The sequence below is a fragment of the Amycolatopsis sp. NPDC006131 genome (assembly GCF_040614175.1).
Taxonomy (GTDB): Bacteria; Actinomycetota; Actinomycetes; order Mycobacteriales; family Pseudonocardiaceae; genus Amycolatopsis_E; species Amycolatopsis_E tucumanensis.
In genome coordinates this window covers 98,650-118,361 of record NZ_JBEXTX010000005.1, presented here as the reverse complement: position 1 = coordinate 118,361, position 19,712 = coordinate 98,650, and the positions used below count along the sequence as shown (strand labels likewise).

At 70.9% G+C, this 19,712-nt stretch carries 17 protein-coding genes; 9 read left to right on the top strand and 8 right to left on the bottom strand.

Annotated elements, in window-relative coordinates:
* Positions 1-9: 9 nt before the first annotated feature.
* From ABZ215_RS05325 to edd, 3 genes are all read right to left on the bottom strand, one after another.
* On the bottom strand, positions 10-1,446 hold the full coding sequence (locus tag ABZ215_RS05325; RefSeq protein WP_354947884.1) for a lipase maturation factor family protein: 1,437 nt from the start codon (positions 1,444-1,446) through the stop codon (positions 10-12).
* 121 nt (positions 1,447-1,567) lie between these two features.
* Positions 1,568-2,191 (bottom strand): bifunctional 4-hydroxy-2-oxoglutarate aldolase/2-dehydro-3-deoxy-phosphogluconate aldolase, encoded by a 624-nt coding sequence (gene eda / locus ABZ215_RS05320; protein WP_027936108.1) that lies wholly within the window; start codon positions 2,189-2,191, stop codon positions 1,568-1,570.
* An 8-nt stretch (positions 2,192-2,199) separates the two neighbouring features.
* On the bottom strand, positions 2,200-4,068 hold the full coding sequence (edd, locus tag ABZ215_RS05315; protein ID WP_354711528.1) for a phosphogluconate dehydratase: 1,869 nt from the start codon (positions 4,066-4,068) through the stop codon (positions 2,200-2,202).
* Between the two features lie 235 nt (positions 4,069-4,303).
* Here edd and ABZ215_RS05310 point away from each other — a divergent pair, with 235 nt between their 5' ends.
* Genes ABZ215_RS05310 through ABZ215_RS05295 form a run of 4 tightly spaced genes read left to right on the top strand, consistent with a single transcriptional unit; the run spans position 4,304 to position 8,098 of the window.
* Positions 4,304-4,594: a hypothetical protein gene (locus tag ABZ215_RS05310; protein ID WP_354947881.1), complete on the top strand. Its 291-nt coding sequence runs from the start codon at positions 4,304-4,306 to the stop codon at positions 4,592-4,594.
* Positions 4,591-5,397, top strand: a complete 807-nt coding sequence (locus tag ABZ215_RS05305) for a hypothetical protein (RefSeq protein WP_020419620.1) — start codon at positions 4,591-4,593, stop codon at positions 5,395-5,397. Before ABZ215_RS05310 ends, ABZ215_RS05305 begins: the two co-directional genes overlap by 4 nt.
* A gap of 38 nt (positions 5,398-5,435) precedes the next feature.
* Complete coding sequence (locus tag ABZ215_RS05300; protein WP_020419619.1) at positions 5,436-7,346, top strand: fumarate reductase/succinate dehydrogenase flavoprotein subunit; 1,911 nt, start codon at positions 5,436-5,438, stop codon at positions 7,344-7,346.
* The gene (locus ABZ215_RS05295; protein WP_237337226.1) at positions 7,343-8,098 is read left to right on the top strand and encodes a succinate dehydrogenase/fumarate reductase iron-sulfur subunit; all 756 of its coding nucleotides are present in this window, start codon (positions 7,343-7,345) and stop codon (positions 8,096-8,098) included. The genes ABZ215_RS05300 and ABZ215_RS05295 overlap by 4 nt, the downstream gene beginning before the upstream one ends.
* Here the strand turns inward: ABZ215_RS05295 and ABZ215_RS05290 are convergent, their stop codons facing one another.
* Together ABZ215_RS05290 and ABZ215_RS05285 are read right to left on the bottom strand one after the other, a co-directional pair.
* The gene (locus ABZ215_RS05290) at positions 8,099-9,811 is read right to left on the bottom strand and encodes a P-loop NTPase fold protein (protein ID WP_354947879.1); all 1,713 of its coding nucleotides are present in this window, start codon (positions 9,809-9,811) and stop codon (positions 8,099-8,101) included. It abuts the gene before it with no gap.
* 16 nt (positions 9,812-9,827) lie between these two features.
* Positions 9,828-10,991, bottom strand: coding sequence for an ROK family transcriptional regulator (locus ABZ215_RS05285; protein WP_354947877.1), 1,164 nt, complete (start codon positions 10,989-10,991; stop codon positions 9,828-9,830).
* 78 nt (positions 10,992-11,069) lie between these two features.
* Here ABZ215_RS05285 and ABZ215_RS05280 point away from each other — a divergent pair, with 78 nt between their 5' ends.
* Genes ABZ215_RS05280 through ABZ215_RS05260 form a run of 5 tightly spaced genes read left to right on the top strand, consistent with a single transcriptional unit; the run spans position 11,070 to position 16,607 of the window.
* Positions 11,070-12,389, top strand: a complete 1,320-nt coding sequence (locus tag ABZ215_RS05280; protein WP_354947875.1) for an ABC transporter substrate-binding protein — start codon at positions 11,070-11,072, stop codon at positions 12,387-12,389.
* A gap of 1 nt (position 12,390) precedes the next feature.
* Positions 12,391-13,284, top strand: a complete 894-nt coding sequence (locus ABZ215_RS05275; RefSeq protein WP_354947873.1) for a sugar ABC transporter permease — start codon at positions 12,391-12,393, stop codon at positions 13,282-13,284.
* The gene (locus ABZ215_RS05270) at positions 13,281-14,129 is read left to right on the top strand and encodes a carbohydrate ABC transporter permease (RefSeq protein ID WP_354947871.1); all 849 of its coding nucleotides are present in this window, start codon (positions 13,281-13,283) and stop codon (positions 14,127-14,129) included. The genes ABZ215_RS05275 and ABZ215_RS05270 overlap by 4 nt, the downstream gene beginning before the upstream one ends.
* Positions 14,130-14,138: 9 nt before the next feature.
* Positions 14,139-15,215, top strand: coding sequence for an ABC transporter ATP-binding protein (locus tag ABZ215_RS05265; protein ID WP_354947869.1), 1,077 nt, complete (start codon positions 14,139-14,141; stop codon positions 15,213-15,215).
* Positions 15,216-16,607 (top strand): glycogen debranching protein, encoded by a 1,392-nt coding sequence (locus ABZ215_RS05260; protein WP_020419611.1) that lies wholly within the window; start codon positions 15,216-15,218, stop codon positions 16,605-16,607. It abuts the gene before it with no gap.
* 5 nt (positions 16,608-16,612) lie between these two features.
* Here the strand turns inward: ABZ215_RS05260 and ABZ215_RS05255 are convergent, their stop codons facing one another.
* The 3 genes from ABZ215_RS05255 to ABZ215_RS05245 all read right to left on the bottom strand — a co-directional run bounded on the left by ABZ215_RS05255 (position 16,613) and on the right by ABZ215_RS05245 (position 19,647).
* Positions 16,613-18,019 carry a hypothetical protein gene (locus ABZ215_RS05255; protein WP_354947867.1) on the bottom strand — a complete coding sequence of 469 codons (1,407 nt, stop codon included), beginning with the start codon at positions 18,017-18,019 and terminating at the stop codon, positions 16,613-16,615.
* A gap of 123 nt (positions 18,020-18,142) precedes the next feature.
* Positions 18,143-19,003, bottom strand: a complete 861-nt coding sequence (locus ABZ215_RS05250; RefSeq protein WP_020419609.1) for an amino acid ABC transporter permease — start codon at positions 19,001-19,003, stop codon at positions 18,143-18,145.
* On the bottom strand, positions 19,000-19,647 hold the full coding sequence (locus ABZ215_RS05245; RefSeq protein ID WP_020419608.1) for an amino acid ABC transporter permease: 648 nt from the start codon (positions 19,645-19,647) through the stop codon (positions 19,000-19,002). Before ABZ215_RS05245 ends, ABZ215_RS05250 begins: the two co-directional genes overlap by 4 nt.
* Positions 19,648-19,712 lie beyond the last annotated feature (65 nt).

The window sequence follows — 19,712 nt, the reverse complement described above, 5'->3', positions numbered from 1 at the left end:
CCGTCCTCCTCAGTCGACGGCGACCACCGCGCCGTGCGGCCCGAGCTTCGTGGTCGGCAGCACCGGGCCCCGCGGTTCACGCACCCACCACGCCCCAGTCTCCCTGCGCTCGCGCGGGGTGGTGAAGCGGTACCGGTAGAGCCGCGCCCGCAGGTAGGCCGGCCGCCTGCCGTCGAACGGGTCGCGCCGCAACAGCTTCAGCGTGCCCGGATCCGCCGACAGCAGCTTCTCCGCCAGACCGGGCAGCCACGATTCGGCGTACCGGGTGGACAGCGCGGCGAACCACATCAGCCAGTCCAGCCGCAGGTGGTAGGGCGCGAACTGCGGTGGCCGCCGCCGCGGGTCGCCGGGCTTGCCCTTGAACTCGTACTCGCGCCACACCGTGTTCTCGTCGGGCGCGGGATCGTCGGTCGCCTCGATGACGATCTCGTGCCGCACCTTGGTGACGCTGCCGAACGCGCCGTAGGTGTTGACCAGGTGCAGCCGGTCGAAGCTGGTGTTCATCACCTGCTCGCGCGACACGAGGTTGCGCGCCGGACGATAGCTGAGCACCGCGACGAGCACGGTCAGCCCGATCACGAGAACGTGCTGCCACACCGGCGGTCGGGCCAGTTCCGGCACCGGCGCCGGGATGATGTCCACAACGGACAGCGCGATGGCGATGGTGAGGAAGTTCAGCCAGGAGAAGTTCCCGCTGGCGACCAGCCACAGCTGAGTGAGGATCATCAGCAGCGCGGCCGCGCTCGCGGCGGGTTGCGGGGCGAAGAGCGCGAACGGCACCACGAGCTGGGTGAAGTGGCTGGCCGCGGCCTCGACCTTGTGCAGCGGCTTGGGCAGGTGGTGGAAGTGCCAGCTCAGCGGCCCGGGCATCGGCTGGGTTTCGTGGTGGTGGTAGAGGCAGGTCAGGTCGCGCCAGCACGCGTCGCCGCGCATCTTGATCAGCCCGGCGCCGAATTCGAGCCGGAACAGCACCCAGCGCAGCAGCCACAGCACGAGCACGGGCGGCGCGGTGTCGGCCGGGCCGAGGAAGATCGCCAGGAACCCGGCCTCGAGCAGCAGCGACTCCCAGCCGAACGAGTACCAGATCTGGCCCACGTTGACGATCGACTGGTACAGCAGCCACGGCACCAGCCACGCCAGCATGGTCGCCCACACGGGGGTGTGGTCGAACAGGCCGAGGACGAGCGCGGCCGAGATGACGACGCCGGTCCACGCGACGCCCGCGAACAGCCGGTCCGAGTAGCGCCAGTGGAACAGGCTGGGCGCGCGGCGGAACGGCACGCGGCGGGTGAACCGGGGCACCGGCAGCAGGCCCCGCTCGCCGATCAACGGCCGGAACTGGAGGGCGGCGCCCAGGAACGCGACGAGGTAGATCGCGGCGAGCGCCCGCTGGAACAGCAGCCGGGGCGCCCAGTCACCCGGATCGGCGAGCCACTCCCATCCCACGGCGATCTCCCCTCGCCAGACGAGTGCCGTGAGGCTAGTACCCGGGCGGCCCGGCCCCCAATCGGGAGCTGAATTCGCGACCGCCGCCCGCGCCCCCCACGGGCGGCGGTCGCGAAACCGTTCAGCGCAGCGCCGCGGCCTCGCGCGCCAGCTGCTCGATCCGCCCGAAATCGCCGGCCCGCACAGCGTCCTTCGGGGTCAGCCAGGTTCCGCCGACACAGCCCACTGTGGACAGTGCGAAGTAGGACGGCGCGTTCTGCACCGTGACACCGCCCGTCGGGCAGAACCGCAGCTGCGGCAACGGCCCACCGAGCGCCTTGAGGTAGGCGACCCCTCCGCTGGCCTCCGCCGGGAAGAACTTCAGCGCGGTGATGCCGTGTTCGGCGACGCGCATCGCCTCCGAGACCGTGCTCACGCCGGGCAGGAACGGCAACCCCGTCCCGGACACGGCCTCCAGCAACCGGTCCGTGCAGCCCGGCGTCACCAGGAACGCCGAACCCGCGTCCGCCGCCTGGCGAGCCTGCTCCGGCGTCACCACGGTGCCCGCGCCGACCACGATCTCCGGCACCTCGGCCGCGACCCGCTCGATCGCGGCCAGCCCGGCCGGCGTCCGCAGCGTCAGCTCGATCGCCCGGATCCCGCCCGCGACCAGCGCCTTCGCCAGCGGCACGGCGTCCGCGGCGTCGTCCACCACGACCACCGGCAGCACCGGCGACAACTCGAGCACGTCATGCCCTGTCTTCACGTCTCTCCTCACACTCGCGCGGGCGCACCGAAGTGCCCCGGGGTCATCGGCCCGAACACGCCGGCTCCCTGATCGGCCGGCCCGACCGCGCGGCGCAGCGCGGTGAACAACTCCCGGCCGGTGCCGACCCAGGATGCCTCATCCGGCGGCGCGTCCCGCAGCGGCCGGGCCGCCAGCGTGACCTCGTCCACCAGCACGTCCAGCCGCCCGGCGACCGCGTCGACCACGACCTCGTCACCATCGGCGACCCGCGCCAGCGGACCACCCGCCGCGGCCTCCGGCGTCACCTGGATCGCGGCCGGGATCTTGCCCGACGCGCCCGACATCCGGCCGTCGGTGACCAGCGCGACCCGGTGCCCGCGGTCCATCAGCACACCGAGCGCGGGCGTCAGGCCGTGCAACTCCGGCATGCCGTTCGCCTGCGGCCCCTGGTTGCGGATCACCACGACCACGTCCCGGTCCAGCTCACCGGCCCGGAACGCCTCGGTGAAACCCTCCTGCGAGGTGAACACCCGCGCGGGCGCCCGCACCACGCGGTGCTCCGGCGCGACCGCCGACACCTTCATCACCGCGCGCCCGAGGCTGCCGGACAGCATCCGCAGCCCGCCGTCGGGCGCGAACGGGTTGTCCACCGGTCGCAGCACGTCCTCGTCCAGGCTGCGCGCCGGCACCTCGCGCCAGGTCAGCGAGCCGTCGTCCAGCACCGGCTCCGACCGGTACCGCGACAGCCCGTCCCCGGCCACCGTGCGGACGTCCTCGTGCAGCAGCCCGGCGTCCAGCAGCGAGCCGATGAGGACCTGCACCCCGCCCGCGGCGTGGAAGTGGTTGATGTCCGCGCTGCCGTTCGGGTAGACGCTGGCCAGCAGCGGCACCACCGACGACAGGTCAGCGAAGTCGTCCCAGGTCAGCTCGATCCCGGCCGCCGCGGCGATGGCGACCAGGTGCATCGTGTGGTTGGTCGACCCGCCGGTGGCCAGCAGCGACACCACACCGTTGACCACCGAACGCTCGCTGATCACCTCGGCCAGCGGCGTGTACCCGGCCTCCCGCGACAACGCGACCACCCGCCGCGCGGCCTCTTCGGTCAGCGCGCGGCGCAGCGGCGTGCCCGGGTGCACGAAGCTCGCGCCGGGCAGGTGCAGGCCCATCACCTCGACGACCAGCTGGTTGGAGTTCGCGGTGCCGTAGAACGTGCAGGTGCCCGCCGAGTGGTACGACGCCGACTCGGCCGCCAGCAGGTCCTCCCGGGTCGCGCGGCCCTCGGCGTAGAGCTGCCGCACGCGCGCCTTCTCCTTGTTCGGCAGCCCCGACGTCATCGGCCCGGCCGGGACCAGGATCGCGGGCAGGTGCCCGAAGGCCAGCGCGCCGATCAGCAGGCCGGGCACGATCTTGTCGCACACGCCGAGCAGCAGCGCGCCGTCGAACATCTCGTGCGACAGGGCGATGCCGGTGGCCATCGCGATGACCTCGCGGCTGAACAGGGACAGCTCCATCCCGGCGCGGCCCTGGGTGATGCCGTCGCACATGGCGGGCACGCCGCCGGCGAACTGGGCGACCCCGCCGGCCTCGCGCGCGGCGTCCTTGATCCACGCCGGGAACTCGTCCAGCGGCTGGTGCGCGGAGAGCAGGTCGTTGTAGGCGGACACGATCGCGATGCCGGGCTTGCGCAGCCCGCGCAGGGCGATGCGGTCTTCGCCGCCGCACGCGGCGAAGCCGTGGGCGAGGTTGCTGCACGCGAGGCCGGCCCTGGCGGGCCCCTCGGCGCGGGCGGCGGCCATGCGCGCCAGGTAGGCGCTGCGGGTGGCGGCACTGCGCGCGGCGATGCGCTCGGTGACTTCCTCGACGACGGGGTGGACGGGTGTTCGGGCTTTTCGCACGGGAGAACCACCTGGAACTCGTCGGCTGGTCCGGCTGACGACTTCGCTGGCGTCGCACGGTCGTGACAGTGGACACAGTAGCTGCCGGATCGGCCGGATCAAAATCGATAAAGAAGATCGTTTCAGGTGACCCCGATCACAACATCCACCTACTGTGTGCTACTTGTCACATTGCACGCCGAACGGCAGAGTCGGTACCAGCCCCGGCTCGCCGCCGAACTGACCGGAGGTAGTCATGACCACCACCGAACTCGCCGAACTCCGCCGCACGATCAGGCAGCTCAAGCAGTGCGTCGGCGCCCTGCGATCGCGCTACGGTGACGCCTCCGCGGTCCGCCGCCTCGCCAACGACGTCGACCGCCTGGACATCGACGCGAGCGACCTGGAGCAGCCCAGCGTCCCGGTCCAGCCCAAGCCGCTGGACCCCTCGGCCGTCGTGAAGATCCCCGACGGCCCGTACGACCCGGCCCTGTGGCAGGGGGCCGACGACGAAGGGGTCGGCGGATACCACCGTGACCAGCGGTGAGCGCGCCCGCTACCAACGCCGCTAGCGGGCGCGCCCGGATCACCGCACGCACCCTGCGCACCGACCGGTGGTGGGTGCCGCCGCTGTTCACCACGCTCGGCCTGGCCACGTTCGTCATCTACGCGGGCATCCGCTCATTCGTCCGCACCGCCTACTACGTGCCGGAATACGGCTACCTGACGCCGTTCTACTCGCCGTGCCTGAGCGACTCCTGCGTGCCGGGGTCGGCCCACTTCGGCACGCCGTTCGGGGAGCTGCCGGGCTGGATCCCGCTGGCGTTCCTGTCGCTGCCGTTCCTGCTCGGCTTCCGGCTGACCTGCTACTACTACCGCAAGGCCTACTACCGGTCGGTGTGGTTCTCGCCGCCTGCGTGCGCGGTCGCCGAACCGCACGGCAAGTACACGGGCGAGACCCGGCTGCCGCTGATCCTGCAGAACGCCCACCGCTACTTCTTCTACGTGGCGGTGCTGATCTCGGTGATCAACACCTACGACGCGATCGTCGCGTTCCACGGCGAGACCGGCGGGTTCGGCTTCGGGCTGGGCAACCTGGTGCTGCTCGGCAACGTGATCATGCTTTGGGCCTACACCCTGTCCTGCCACTCGTGCCGTCACGTGGTCGGCGGGCGGCTGAAACACTTCTCCCGCCACCCGGTGCGGTACTGGCTCTGGACCCAGGTCACCAAGCTCAACAACCGGCACATGCTGCTGGCCTGGATCACCCTGGGGACGCTCGTCGTCACGGACCTCTACGTGATGCTCGTGGCGAGCGGCGCCATCCCCGATCTGCGTTTCGTGGACTGACAAGGACGTCAAGGACTCCAAGGACTAGGTGGCAGGCGATGGAAGTCGAGCGGCACAGCTATGACGTGGTGGTGATCGGCGCGGGCGGCGCCGGTCTGCGAGCGGTGATCGAGGCGCGGCAGCGCGGGCTGTCGGTGGCGGTGGTGTGCAAGTCGCTGTTCGGCAAGGCGCACACGGTCATGGCCGAGGGCGGGTGTGCCGCCGCGATGGGCAACGCGAACGAGCGGGACAGCTGGCAGGTGCACTTCCGGGACACCATGCGCGGCGGCAAGTTCCTCAACAACTGGCGCATGGCGGAGCTGCACGCGAAGGAGGCGCCGGACCGGGTCTGGGAGCTGGAGACCTACGGCGCGTTGTTCGACCGCACCGCGGACGGGCGGATCAGCCAGCGCAACTTCGGCGGGCACACCTACCCGCGGCTGGCGCACGTCGGCGACCGCACCGGGCTGGAACTGATCCGCACCATGCAGCAGAAGATCGTCTCGCTGCAGCAGGAGGACCTGCGCGAGTTCGGCGACTACGAGGCCAAGCTGAAGGTCTTCGCCGAGTGCACGATCACCGAGCTGCTCAAGGACGGCGACCGCATCGCGGGCGCGTTCGGGTACTGGCGCGAGAGCGGCCGGTTCATCCTGTTCGAGACGCCGGCCGTGGTGCTCGCGACCGGCGGCATCGGCAAGTCCTTCAAGGTCACCTCGAACTCCTGGGAGTACACCGGTGACGGGCACGCGCTCGCGCTGCGCGCCGGGGCGGACCTGATCAACATGGAGTTCGTCCAGTTCCACCCGACGGGCATGGTGTGGCCGCCGAGCGTGAAGGGCATCCTGGTCACCGAGGGCGTGCGCGGTGACGGCGGCGTGCTGAAGAACTCCGAGGGCAAGCGGTTCATGTTCGACTACGTGCCGGACGTGTTCAAGGGCCAGTACGCCGACTCCGAGGAGGAGGCCGACCGCTGGTACACCGACCAGGAGAACAACCGCCGCACGCCGGACCTGCTGCCGCGCGACGAGGTGGCGCGGGCGATCAACTCGGAGGTCAAGGCGGGCCGCGGTTCGCCGCACGGCGGGGTGTTCCTGGACATCGCCAGCCGGCTCACGCCCGAGGAGATCCGCAGGCGGCTGCCCTCGATGTACCACCAGTTCAAGGAACTGGCCGATGTGGACATCACCGCCGAGCCGATGGAGGTCGGCCCGACCTGCCACTACGTGATGGGCGGCATCGAGGTCGACCCGGACACGGCCGCGTCGAGCGTGCGCGGCCTGTTCGCCGCCGGGGAGTGTTCCGGCGGGATGCACGGGTCGAACCGGCTGGGCGGCAACTCGCTGTCGGACCTGCTGGTGTTCGGCCGTCGCGCTGGTCTCGGCGCCGCGTCCTATGTGGAGGGTCTGGAGACCCGTCCCGCGGTCGCGCAGTCCGATGTCGACAAGGCGGCCCGGACCGCGCTGGTGCCGTTCGACCCGCCTGCCGAAGGCGTCGAGGAGAACCCGTACACACTGCACAACGAGCTGCAGCAGTCGATGAACGACCTGGTCGGGATCATCCGCAAGGCCGAGGAGATCGAGCAGGCGCTGGCCAAGCTGGACGAGATCAAGAAGCGGATCCGCAACGTCACCGTCGAGGGGCACCGGCAGTTCAACCCGGGCTGGCACCTGGCCGTCGACCTGCGGAACATGCTGCTGGTCAGCGAGTGCGTAGCGCGGGCCGCGCTGATGCGCACCGAAAGCCGTGGCGGGCACACCCGCGACGACTACCCGCGGATGGATTCCCACTGGCGCAACAAGCTGCTCGTGTGCAGCGCGTCCGGGGACGATCCGCTGGCGCTGGAGGTCACGGTCACGCCGAAGGACCAGGAGCCGATGCGGCCCGAGCTGCTGGAGCTGTTCGAGCTCAGCGAGCTGGAGAAGTACTACACCGACGAAGAGCTGGCCGACCACCCGGGGAGGCGGGCATGAGCTACAAGGCTTCGTTCCGGGTCTGGCGCGGGGACGCGAACAGCGGCGGGCTGCAGGACTTCACCGTCGAGGTCAACGAGGGCGAGGTCGTGCTCGACATCATCCACCGGCTGCAGGCCACGCAGTGCTCGGACCTGGCGGTGCGGTGGAACTGCAAGGCGGGCAAGTGCGGGTCGTGCTCGGCGGAGATCAACGGCCGCCCGCGGCTGCTGTGCATGACGCGGATGTCGGTGTTCGCCGAGGACGAGGTCGTCACCGTGACGCCGATGCGGACGTTCCCGGTGATCCGCGATCTGGTCACGGACGTCTCGTACAACTACACGAAAGCGCGCGAGATCCCCGCGTTCACCCCACCGGCCGACCTGAAACCGGGCGAGTACCGGATGAAGCAGGTCGACGTGGAGCGCTCGCAGGAGTTCCGCAAGTGCATCGAGTGCTTCCTGTGCCAGAACACCTGCCACGTGATCCGCGACCACGAGGAGAACAAGGAGAACTTCGCCGGGCCGCGGTTCCTGATGCGGATCGCCGAGCTGGAGATGCACCCGCTCGACGTGGCCGACCGCCGCCACGCGGCGCAGGACGAGCACGGGCTCGGGTACTGCAACATCACGAAGTGCTGCACCGAGGTCTGCCCGGAGAACATCCACATCACCGACAACGCGCTGATCCCGATGAAGGAGCGCGTGGTGGACCGCCGCTACGACCCGGTGGTCTGGCTGGGCAGCAAGATCTTCCGGCGGAAGGCGGACTGATCACCCCTCGTCCGCGAGCGCGGACAACCAGGCGGCCAGCTCCCGCGGCGAGGTGGTGACCCCGTCCGCGCCCACCTCCCTGGCCTTTTCCAGGCGGGACGGCGTCACCTGCCCGCAGTAGAAGAACGCGGGCCCGGTGTAGTTCCCGTGCTCACGCAGGTGGCGCAGGTCGGTGAACCCGGCCTGCGGATCGCCGTCCCGGCTGACGTCGGAGATGATCGCCGTCGGGTTCAGCCGGGTGAGCGTCGCCATGGCCTCGTCCCGGTTCGTGGCGGTCTCGACGCGCGCGCCGGCCGCGCGGAACAGGTCGGGCAGCGATCCGGTGTCCGCGGGGTTGTCGTCGATCCACAGCACCCGCATGCCGAGCAGCGACCCGGCCGGGGGCGCGCCGTAGGCCCGCGCGCCGGTGTGCAGGGGGCGGCGCAGCCACCGCCCGTCCCGCGGCAGGCTGCGCACCAGCTCGACGAACTCCTTGTCCTTGGCCAGTTCCGGGAAGCCGACGGGCAGTTCCTGGGTGACGCTGTCCAGGTCGGCGGCGGTGCCCGCCGGCGTGACGCCGGTGGCCGCGAACAGCCGGTCCCTGGCGGCCGGGTCCAGCTCCGCGCCGCGCCGGACGTGCTCGCGGAAGTCGTGGTAGTCCAGGAAACGGGTGATCAGCGCGGGTCCTTCGAGCGCGACCATGGTGTGGAACTCGGGGTAGAAGTGCCGGAGCAGGACGACCTTGACCAGCGTCGCCGCGTCCAGGTCGTCGCTGCCGCGGCCGAGGTGGTGCTCCAGCACGAAGCTGTTGATCAGCCGCTTGATGCGCCGCGGGTTGCGGCCGGTGCGCTCGATCAGGAGCCTCTTCATGGCGTCGTCGAAGAGGTGCGCGGTGCCGGAACGGCTCACGTAACCGTCCACCAGTTTCCGCGCCAGCGCCTCGCTCGGCGGCGGCACGGGGTAGCTGACCTGGATGATCTTCTCCAGGTACCGCACGCCGGCGCCGGGGTCGTCGTGGCCGACGGCGCGCCAGAGCACGGCCTGGTCGCAGGCCAGCACGAACACGATCCCCGGCGAGTCCAGGTAGAGCTTGATCGCCTCGCAGACCTCGAAGATCCGCTCGTCCGAGCAGCGGTCGAGGTCGTCGACGAAGACCACGAGCAGTCGCTGCCCGGCGCCGCCACCCCGCTCCAGCCAGTCGGCCGCCATCTCCCGGACGACCGTGTTGATCTCGTTGCGCGCCTTGGCATCCACGCTCAGCGCGCGCCACACCGCGTCCACCACCTGGCCGAGCCCGAAGACGCTGGACACGACGAGCGAGGCGGCGCGCAGCCCGCCGACGACGTGCGTGCGCCGCAACGCGCCGCGGATGACGCGCCGCACCACGTTGCGGTCGAAGCTCAGCAGCACGGACTTGATCAGGCCCTCGACGGCGCCCGCGCGCTCGGCGGTCCAGGCGTTGAACCACACCGTGCTGACCGCAGGGTCCGCGCTCAACGCGGTGTCGAGGCCGCGCAGCAGGCTGCTCTTGCCCATGCCCCACCCGGCGTCGACGGCGACGGTGAACGGCGCCGCGTCCCGGGAGGCGAGGATCAGCTCCGCGAGGTTGCCCGCGATGACCGTCGACTCCAGGAGGTCGGTGTTGCCGCCCTCGCCGACAGGGGAGTCGTTGAGGACCGAGTAGCCCCCGGGCGGCTCGGTGACGGTGAACCCGTCGTCGTCGAAAGCGGTCACCCCTGGTTTATACCGGTCACCGCGACGCCATCGCGTCGACCGCGGCCGGGTCCAGCACCTCGTCCGCGACGAGGCCGGCCACGCCGGTCAGCGTGGTGTTGACCCCGATCGTGCAGGGCCCGATGTCGAGGCTGTCCAGCGAGCTCGTGTGTGCGCCTGCCAGCACCACCTCGCTCAGCCCCTCCAGGAACGGCGGCAGCACCCCGATCGCCCCGCCCACCCGCAGGTAGCGCGGGTTCACGATGGTCACCACGGTCGCCAGCACGGTGCCCACCAGACGGCCGGCCTCGCGCGTCACGCGGACCGCCTCGGGGTGTCCGGCACGCACCCGGCGCAGCACGTCGTCGGCGCTGCGCACGCCCGTCGGCCGCAGCGTCCGGATCACCGCCTGCCCGCTCGCGATCGCCGAAACACAGCCCCGCCGCCCGCAGTCGCAGCGCAGATCCGACCCCTCGATGCGGATGTGGCCCACCTCGCCCGCGCAGCCGGTCTCGCCGCGGTGCACCCGTCCGGAGATCACCATGCCCGCGCCGATCCCGGTGCCGACCTTCACCCCGACCAGCGCCGCCCGCGGCCGGTCCATGTCGCAGTACGCGCCGAACGCCAGCGCGTTCGCGTCGTTCTCCAGGAACACCGGCACCGACAGCGCGTCGGCGAAGGTGTCGCGCAACCGCACCCCGAGCCACTCCGACATCGACGGCGGCGCGATCGTCGTGCCGGCCTCGTGGTCGATCTGCCCCGGCACGCTCAGCCCGAACGCGCACAGGCTGTCCGCGCGCCCGGCCTCGGCCAGCAGCTTGCGGCCCGTCTCCAGCAGGAAGGACAGCGTTTCCGCGGGCCGGTGCCCCACCGGCAACGGGCGGTGGACCTGGCCGAACACGGTCCCGCGCAGGTCGACCACGGCGATCGTCGCGTGCCGCTGGCCGATGTCGCCCACCAGCGCGGTGCGGCCCACGTCGTCGGCGGTGAGCATCTCGGCGGGACGGCCGCCGCTGGAGGCCCGGTGCCCGACCTGCCGCAGCAGCTTCAGCCGCTGCAGCACGTCGAGCCGCTCGACCAGGGTCGGGCGGGACAGACCGGTCCGATCCTGCAGTTGCTGCCGCGTCAGCGGCCCCTCGCTGCGCAGGATCGCGAGGATGTGGCCCGGCGAGGTGGGCGAGCCGGTGCGTGCCGGGGGCATGTTGACAGGGTCTCCCGCGAGGACTTATGTTCAATGACCTGACAGAAGTGTAGGCGGCGAAATCTGGGGTGGAACTGAATGCGCGCGGCCCGCCTTACCGGCAGCGGCCCCACCCGTCGTACCGTCCTCCGGGGTCTTTTCCTGGCCGGCGCCGCGTCCACGGCCGCCGGGTGCGTCGGCTTCGCGACCACGGGCGGCGGCGGCATGGTCTTCCTGTCCACGCAGTTCCGGCCGGCCGCCGAGGCCGAGCGCTTCCGCTCGTTCCTGGCCGGCGCGGTCCCGGGCTCGGTGAGCTACGTCACGATCGAAGAAGGCCCGTTCGCCAGCCAGGTGCAGAGCCAGGTCGGCGCCGGGCGCACCCAGGTCGGCCTGCTCGGCGGCTCGCACAGCGACCTCGCGCCGCTCGCTGGGGAGTACCTCGAAGACGTCTCCGCGGTGCCTTCCGGCCAGGGGATCCCCGAGGAGTTCCGGGCGCTGGCCAGGGCGGGCACCCAGCAGTCCTGGTACGTCCCGTGGGCGCAGGCCAGCTTCGTGCTTGCCGCGCACGAGGACGCGCTGGCCCACCTGCCGCCGGGCGCCGATCCGGAGACGCTGACCTACGACCAGCTCCTGGACTGGGCCATCGCCGCCCGCCGCGCCAACGGCAACCAGCCGGTCCTGGGCCTGCCGTGCGGGCCGAAGGGGCTCATCCACCGGTTCCTGCAGGGCTACCTGCTGCCCTCGTTCACCGGCGGCCAGATCACCACCTTCCGCTCGCCGGAGGCCGTCACCGCGTGGCAGTACCTCAAGGAGCTGTGGGCCAACACCAGCCCGTCCAGCACCACCTACGACTTCATGCAGGAGCCGCTGCAGGCCGGTGCGGTGAAAGTCGGCTGGGACCACGTCGCGCGCCTGGTCTCCGCGCCCGGTGACGAGCCGCGGCGGTGGCGCATGCTGCCCGCGCCGCGCGGCCCCCGCGGCCTCGGCTACATGGCCGTCGTGCTCGGTCTCGCGATCCCGAAGGGCAGCACCGACCGCCGCCAGGCCGAGCAGGTGATCCAGGCCCTGTCGACCCCGCAGGCGCAGGTCGGGCTGCTGCGCTCGAACGGGTTCTTCCCGGTCGTCGACGCGCAGATCCCCGCGGATCTGCCGCCCGCGCTGCAGATGGAGGCCGGCGCGGTGCAGCGCCAGCGGGACGCGCCGGGCTCGGTCCTGTCGCTGCTGCCGGTCGGCCTCGGCACCCGCGAGGGCGAGGTCACCAAGGCGTTCAAGGACTCGTTCCAGGCGATCGTCCTCGGCGGCGCCGACATCCAGTCGACTTTGGACAGTCAGGCGCGGGTGCTGCAGAAGGTGTTCGACGACCTGAAGGTGCCGTGCTGGGCGCCCGATCCGCCGTCCGAGCGTTGCGAGGTGGGCTGACATGGCCGTGACCACCGCACCCGCGCCGGTCCAGACCCCGGTGGCGAAGCGCCGCCGCCTGTCCGGCTCGCCGTGGCTGCTGCTCGCGCCGTCGATCGTCTTCATGCTGGCCCTGTTCGGCTGGCCGGTGATCCAGGCACTGATCTCCGCGTTCACCGACGATTCCGGCTTCACGCTCGCCGCGTGGGAGCGGCTCTTCGGCGACCCGTACTTCCTGCGGGCGCTGCGCAACACCCTGCTGCTGATCGTCATCGTGGTGCCGGTCCAGCTCGTGCTGGCCGTCGCGATGGCGCTGCTCGTGCAGGCCCGGCCGAAGTTCCTGTCCGGCCACTTCTACCTGTGGACCATCCCGCTCGCGGTGTCCGAGCTGGCGGCCGGCCTGGTGTGGCTGTCGGTGTTCGACAGCCGCGGCTACCTGAACTCGCTGCTGGTGTCCTGGGGCATCTCGGACACCGGCGTGCAGTGGCTGACCTACACCAACACCGGCACGATGCTGCTGGCCGTGGTGATCGCGGAGATCTGGCGCGCCACGTCGCTGGTGTTCGTCATCGTCGTGGCCGGCATCCAGATGGTGCCCAAGGACTTCGACGAGGCCGCGCAGGTGTTCGGCGCGAGCGCCTGGCAGCGGCTGTGGCACGTGACCCTGCCGCAGCTCAAGCCGAGCCTGCAGGTCGCGCTGATCCTGCGCACGATCCTGGCGCTGCAGGCGTTCGCGGTCGCGCAGGCCCTCACCGGCCGGGACTTCCCGCTGCTGGTCGGGGAGACCTACCAGTGGTACGTGAACCTGCAGAATCCGGCGGTCGCCAGTGCCGCGGCGCTCGTCGTGCTGGCGCTGTCCCTGGCGACGGCGTTGTTCTACCTGCGCACCATGCGGCAGCAGGAGGCGGCCAAGTGACCACGACCCTGCCCCCGATCGACCGGGCGCCGCTGCGTCGCCGCCGTCGCCGCGCGGTCGCCGTCCAGGTCGCGTGCATCCTGATCAGCCTGTTCATGCTCGTGCCGATGGTCCTGATCGGCCTGGCCGCGGTGTCCTCGCCGCAGGCGCTGCTGGAGTTCCCGAAACCGCTGATCCCGAGCGGGTTCTCCGGGGACACGCTGCTGGCGTTCGTCCAGGCCACCGGCACCATCCCGGCGCTGGGCAACTCGCTGCTCGTCGGCGTCTACACGGTGGTGCTGTCGCTGCTGGTCGGCGCGCCCGCCGGGTACGCGCTGGCGCGGCAGGTGTTCCGCGGCAAGGACGCCTACCAGGTGTTCATGCTCCTGGCCCGCGCGCTGCCGATCGTGGTGCTGTCCGTGCCGCTGGCGACGATGTTCCTGAACACCGGCGTCTACGACACGGTGTTCTCGGTGACGCTGCTGCACACCACGCTCGCGATGCCGACCACCGTGCTGATCAGCGCGAGCATCTTCGTCTCGGTGCCCACCGACGTGGAGGAAGCGGCGCAGGTGTTCGGCTGCAGCCGGTTCGAGGCGGCGCGCCGGGTCGTGTTCCCGATGGCGCTGCCGGGCCTGGCGGCGTCCTCGATCTTCACGTTCGTGTTGTCCTGGAACGAGATCCTCGGCGCCGCCGTGATCACGCTCGGGCACCGGACGCTGCCCGCACAGGTGCTGGCCTCGCTCGGGGAGGCGCCGCAGGCCTACCGGTTCGCCGGCGGCTTCGCGCTGATCCTGCCCGCGCTGGTGTTCATCTTCGTGATGCGCCGGTACCTGGTGAACATGTGGGGGACCACGCTGCGATGAGGGAGCGCAATGGCTGAGGTCGTCTTGCACGAGCTCGTGAAGACCTACCCGGGCGGCACCGCCCGCGCCACCGACGAGGTGTCGCTGGAGGTGGCCGACGGCGAGTTCATGGTCCTGCTCGGCCCGTCCGGCTGCGGCAAGACCACGCTGCTGCGGATGGTCGCCGGGCTGGAGACCCCGGACGCCGGGCAGATCGTCATCGGCGGCCGCGACGTCACCTACCTGGAACCGCGGCGGCGCAACCTGTCCATGGTGTTCCAGTCCTACGCGGTGTTCCCCAACAAGAAGGTCGCCGACAACATCGGCTTCGGCCTGCGGGTGCACGGCGTGCCGGCGGACGAGGTGCGCAAGAAGGTCGAGTGGGCCGCGGAGCTGCTGCAGCTCACGCCCTACCTGGACCGGTACCCGGCGAAGCTGTCCGGCGGCCAGCGGCAGCGCGTCGCGGTGGCGCGGGCGATCGTGATGGACGCCGACGTGCTCCTGATGGACGAGCCGCTGTCCAATCTGGACGCTCTGCTGCGGCTGTCCTTCCGCGCGGAGCTGAAGAAGCTGGTCAACGAGATCGGCGTGACCACCCTGTACGTGACGCACGACCAGGTCGAGGCGCTGTCGCTGGGCGACCGGGTCGCCGTCATGCGCGACGGCCGCATCGCCCAGTGCGGCGACCCGGTCGCCGTCTACACCGAGCCCGCGGACGAGTTCGTCGGTGGCTTCCTCGGCAGCCCGCCGATGAACTTCCTCATCGGCACCGTCAGCGACGACGGCTCGCGGATCGACTTCGGCGGCCAGACGCTGCCGGTCCCGGGCGCGCTGAAGACGTTCGGGGGCAAGGAGTTGCGGCTCGGCATCCGGCCGGAGTCGATCACGGTGGCGCCCGGCGCGGACGGCCTGCGCTGCGAGGTGCAGGTGTACGAGCCGCTGGGCTCCTCGACGCTGCTCACCACGGAGCTGTGCGGGCAGGTGCTGAAAGTGCAGGCCGCGGCTGGTTTCCGCGCCGAGCCCGGCCAGACCCTGACGCTGGGCCTGCCACCGGAGCAGTGCCGGTGGTACGACCCCGAAACCCAGCTCCTGTTGGAGGCGAAGTAGATGACCGTCGACGTCACCAGTCCCTGCGAAGGAGCCGCCGGCGGCAGAAGACCGGTCCGCTACGCCAGGCCCACCCTGGCCGCGCGGGCCGCACGAGTGCTGAGGGACAACGACACCGGTGCCGTGATCACCGCGGCGCCGCGGCTCTACCCGCACATGTGGAGCTGGGACGCCGCGTTCATCTCGATCGGCCTGGCCCGGCTCGACCTGCCGCGCGCGGTCGCCGAGCTGGAGACCCTGTTCAAGGCGCAGTGGCGCAACGGGATGGTGCCGCACATCGTCTTCACCGACGACGACGCGTACTTCCCGGGCCCGGACCGCTGGGGCACCGACACGGCGGTCGACGGGCCGCGCGACGTGCGCACCTCGGGCATCTGCCAGCCGCCGGTGCACGCGATCGCGGTGCAGCGGATGCTGGAGATCGCGCGCACGTCCTCGCCGGAGGACCGCGCCGACGCCGAGCGGTTCGCCCGCTCGATCTGGCCCAGGCTGTACTCCTGGCACCGCTGGCTCGTCGAGTACCGCACCCCGGGGTCGAGCGGGCTGATCGCGATCGTGCACGGCTGGGAGTCCGGAATGGACAACTCGCCGCGCTGGGACGTGCCCTACGCGGCGGTCAACCCGGGCGACGAGCTGCCGCCGTACGTGCGTAAGGACGTGCGCGTCATCGGCGACCCGAGCGAGCGGCCGACCGACAAGGAGTACGACCGCTACCTATGGCTCATCGAGGAGATGCGCCGCGCGGGCTACGACCAGAAGGAGATCGTGCGCCGCTCCAGCTTCCTGGTCGGCGACGTGTTCATCACCGCGCTGTTCGCGGTGTCCTGCGACGTGCTGATCGAGCTGGGCACGGAGTTCGGCCAGGCCGAGGACAAGCTCGCGGACCTGGCGCTGTGGGCCTCGCGGGCGCGGGACGCGGTGGCGGCGAGCTGCCACGCGGTGTCCGGCATGGCCCGCGACCGCGACCTGCGCGCCAACCGGTGGCTCGACACGCAGACGATCGCCGGGTTCGCGCCGCTGCTGTGCGGCGGCGCGCCGGACGAGGTCCAGTTGCGCCTGCTGTCGCTGCTGGACAGCGACCGCTGGTGCGGCCACCCCGGCCTGCTGGCGCCGGTGCCGCCGTCGGTGTCACCGATGCGGCCGGGCTTCAACCCGCGCCAGTACTGGCGCGGTCCACAGTGGCCGGTGGTGAACTGGCTGTTCGGGTGGGCCTTCGAGCGCCGCGGCTGGCATGAGCGTGCCCGCAAGCTGCGGGAGGCCGGACTGCGGCTGACCGACGACGGCGCGTTCGGCGAGTACTACGAGCCCTTCACCGGCGAACCGCTGGGCAGCACCGACCAGAGCTGGACGGCGGCCGTGGTGCTGGACTGGCTCTGCGCCGACGCCGACTGACGCGGTCACCACCAGGGCGACGTCCGGCGGCCGCCGAGGACGAGGCGGCCGTCCCGCACCTCGAAGGACGCGCCGTCGGTCAAGTTGTCCGGCAGCGCGGAGCCGTGCAGGCGCTCCAGCCGGACCGGCATCGGTTTCGACCAGATGTGCTCGCGCCCGTCGACGCGGAAGCCCAGGGCGATCTCGTACGTGGCCGACTTGACGGAGGCGAGCGCGACGTGGAAGCGCTCCACACCGCCGGGCTCGATCGCCCTGGACAACGCGTAGTCCCGCCGCTGTCCGGGCTCCGCGTCGAGCACCACCGCGTGCACCGTGGACGGGGGTACCGCGTTGTGGCTGACCTCGTGGAACTCGTAGGAGAACCCGTGGTCGCCGAGCCAGAGCACCCCCGGCGAGACCGGTTCGTCGAGGGCGCACCGCACGTCGGTGCGGGTGATCTCGTGGGAGTTCCCGTCCTCGGTTTCGTAGCTCCCCGTCACGGTGATGCCGACCGGCACCGCCGCCGTCTCCGGGAGAGCGCCGACGTAGCGGAGGTGCCACTGCTGGCGCGGGCTGTCACCGCGGGGGAGGTTCTCGAAGTACTCGCTGACGTGCCAGCGCTCGTGGTGGGACAGCAACGCCCGGAAGTCCGCCGACGCGCGGATCGAGTCGTCCTCCCGCCGCATCGCTTCGACGACGCTGGGCAGGAACTCCGCCCGCCGTCGCCTCAGGTCGCCGATCGCGCCGGCGATGGCGGGGTCCGGGTCGAGGCGGAGCACCGGAACCGTCGCCCCCGGCTCCACGACGGGAACCGTCACCTCCGACTGCGCGGGGAACAGGTCCGGCAGAACCGGGTCGACGAGCCGCAACCGCATCCGCCTGGCCGCGCCCCAGCCCGCGTTGCGCGCCGAGACGACCACGGACCGGCCCCGCACCGCGTAGCTGTAGGACAACACCGGCGCCCGGTCCACGGTGACGCCCTTGACGAGCACCGAGAAGGAATCGAGGAACGCCGTCGCGTCCCCGCGGTTGACGAACTTGCAGTCGATCGCGCCGACCTCGAACTTCTGCTCGAGCACCTCGTACCGGTTGTCCGTGGCCGGGTTGGCGGCCGGACTGGACAGTTCCGGGTCGAGCGCGGTGCCCACCAGGGACACCACCGCCTGCTTGGGCCGGGTGCGGCGCGGGAGCAGCGCGGTGAGCACGAATCCCGCGAACCCGAACACCACGGCCACCACGGCCAGCCAGAACACCTTCGACACGATCGAATCGACCAGCGTGAACGTCTCGTTGCCCTGCAGCGGGGACAACACGCTGAGGTTGAGCACCTGCTGGTAGAGCAGGTAGAGGATCACCACGGCCAGGCCGGCGAGCGTGAGCGGCGTCTTCAGCTTGCCGATGATCTTGGCGAACGTTTCGAGGTGGTTTCCCATGTGGCGTCACTTCCCGGCCAGGACCAGCGGATGATCCATGTTATCCGCGGGCGCGGCGGTGACGGTGCGGAAACGAAAAGAGGGGCGTGACGGCAGCCGTCACGCCCCTCGTTCTCGCCTGAATCAGGCCACGCCCACGACGTCCTCCGTCGTCGGCGGGCGCTGGACTTCCACGTGCTTCTTGCTGCGCCGCTGGCGGCGTTCGATGTAGTTCGCCAGCGCGGTGAGCAGCAGGCACAACGCGATGTACATCGCCGCGACCACCAGCGTGGACGGCACGATCGGGCGGCCGAATGTGCCCTGCGAGCCGATGTAGCGGGCGTAGTACAGCAGCTCGGGGTAGGTGACCAGGAACCCGAGCGCGGTGTCCTTGAGCAGCACCACGAGCTGGCTGATGATGGTCGGCAGCATCGACCGGACCGCCTGCGGGATCAGGACGAGCGTCATCACCTGCGTCTTGCGCATGCCCAGCGCGTACGCCGCCTCGCTCTGGCCCCTCGGCAGCGCCAGGATGCCGGCGCGGAAGACCTCCGCCAGCACCGACCCGTTGTACAGGGTCAGGCCCAGCACCACGGCGGCGAACGGCGGCAGGGACACGCCCAGCACCGGTGCGCCGTAGTAGAAGAGGAACATCAGGATCAGCAGCGGGATGGCGCGGAAGAACTCGACGACGGCGGTGGAGACGCCGCGCACCCACGCGTGGTCGGACAGCCGCCCGGCCGCGAAGATCGCGCCGAACACCAGCGCCAGGACCGCGCCGAGCGCGAAGGCCTGCAGCGTGGCCAGCAACGCGTCCACGAGGTCGCGCTGGACCTGGGCGTACTGGAGCCACTCCCAGCGCCGCGCGGAGAACTGGCCGCTGTCGATGAAGCGCCAGATGATGTAGGCGATCACCGCGGCCACGATCAGGCTGCCGACCACGGCCAACACCCGGTGGCGGGCACGCGCCTTGGGACCGGGGACGTCGAACAGGACGTTGCTCATCGCGCCACGCTCCAGCGCTTCTCGAGGGTCCGCTGGATGAACGACAGGACCGCGACCAGGATGATGAACCCGAGGGCGACCCACAGCAGGCCGACCAGCTGGTTGTCACCGCGCTCGGACAGGTACTGCCGGATCGCGCCCGCCTCGGCGACGGAGAACCCGGCGGCGATGGTGGTGTTCTTCAGCAGCGCGATGAGCATGCTCATCAGCGGCGGCACCACCGAGCGGATGGCCTGCGGCAGCACGATCTGGCCGAGGATCTGGGTGAAGGTCAGCCCCAGCGCGCGGGCGGCCTCGGCCTGGCCGACGGGGACGGTGTTGATGCCCGAGCGGACGACCTCGCAGATGAACGCCGAGGTGTAGAGCGTCAGCGACACGACCGCGGCGGTGAAGTAGCTCAGGTCGAGGATGTCGAGCAGCGGGTAGGCGAACACCAGGAACACGAACACCAGCGTCAGCGGGGTGTTGCGGAGCAGTGTCACGTAGGTGGCGCCGACGGCGCGGAACACCGGGACCGGGCTGACCCGCAGGCCGGCCAGGAACGTGCCGAAGATCAGGCTCGCCACACCGGATATCAGGAACAGCTTGATCGTGGTCCAGAAGAACGGACCGTAGAGGTCCAAGTTGTCGAGCAGGACGTCCATCGGGCCTTCCCCGCCGCGGTTCGATTGATGGGTGGAAACGGGTGTGGCCGGTGAGCGCGCTCGCG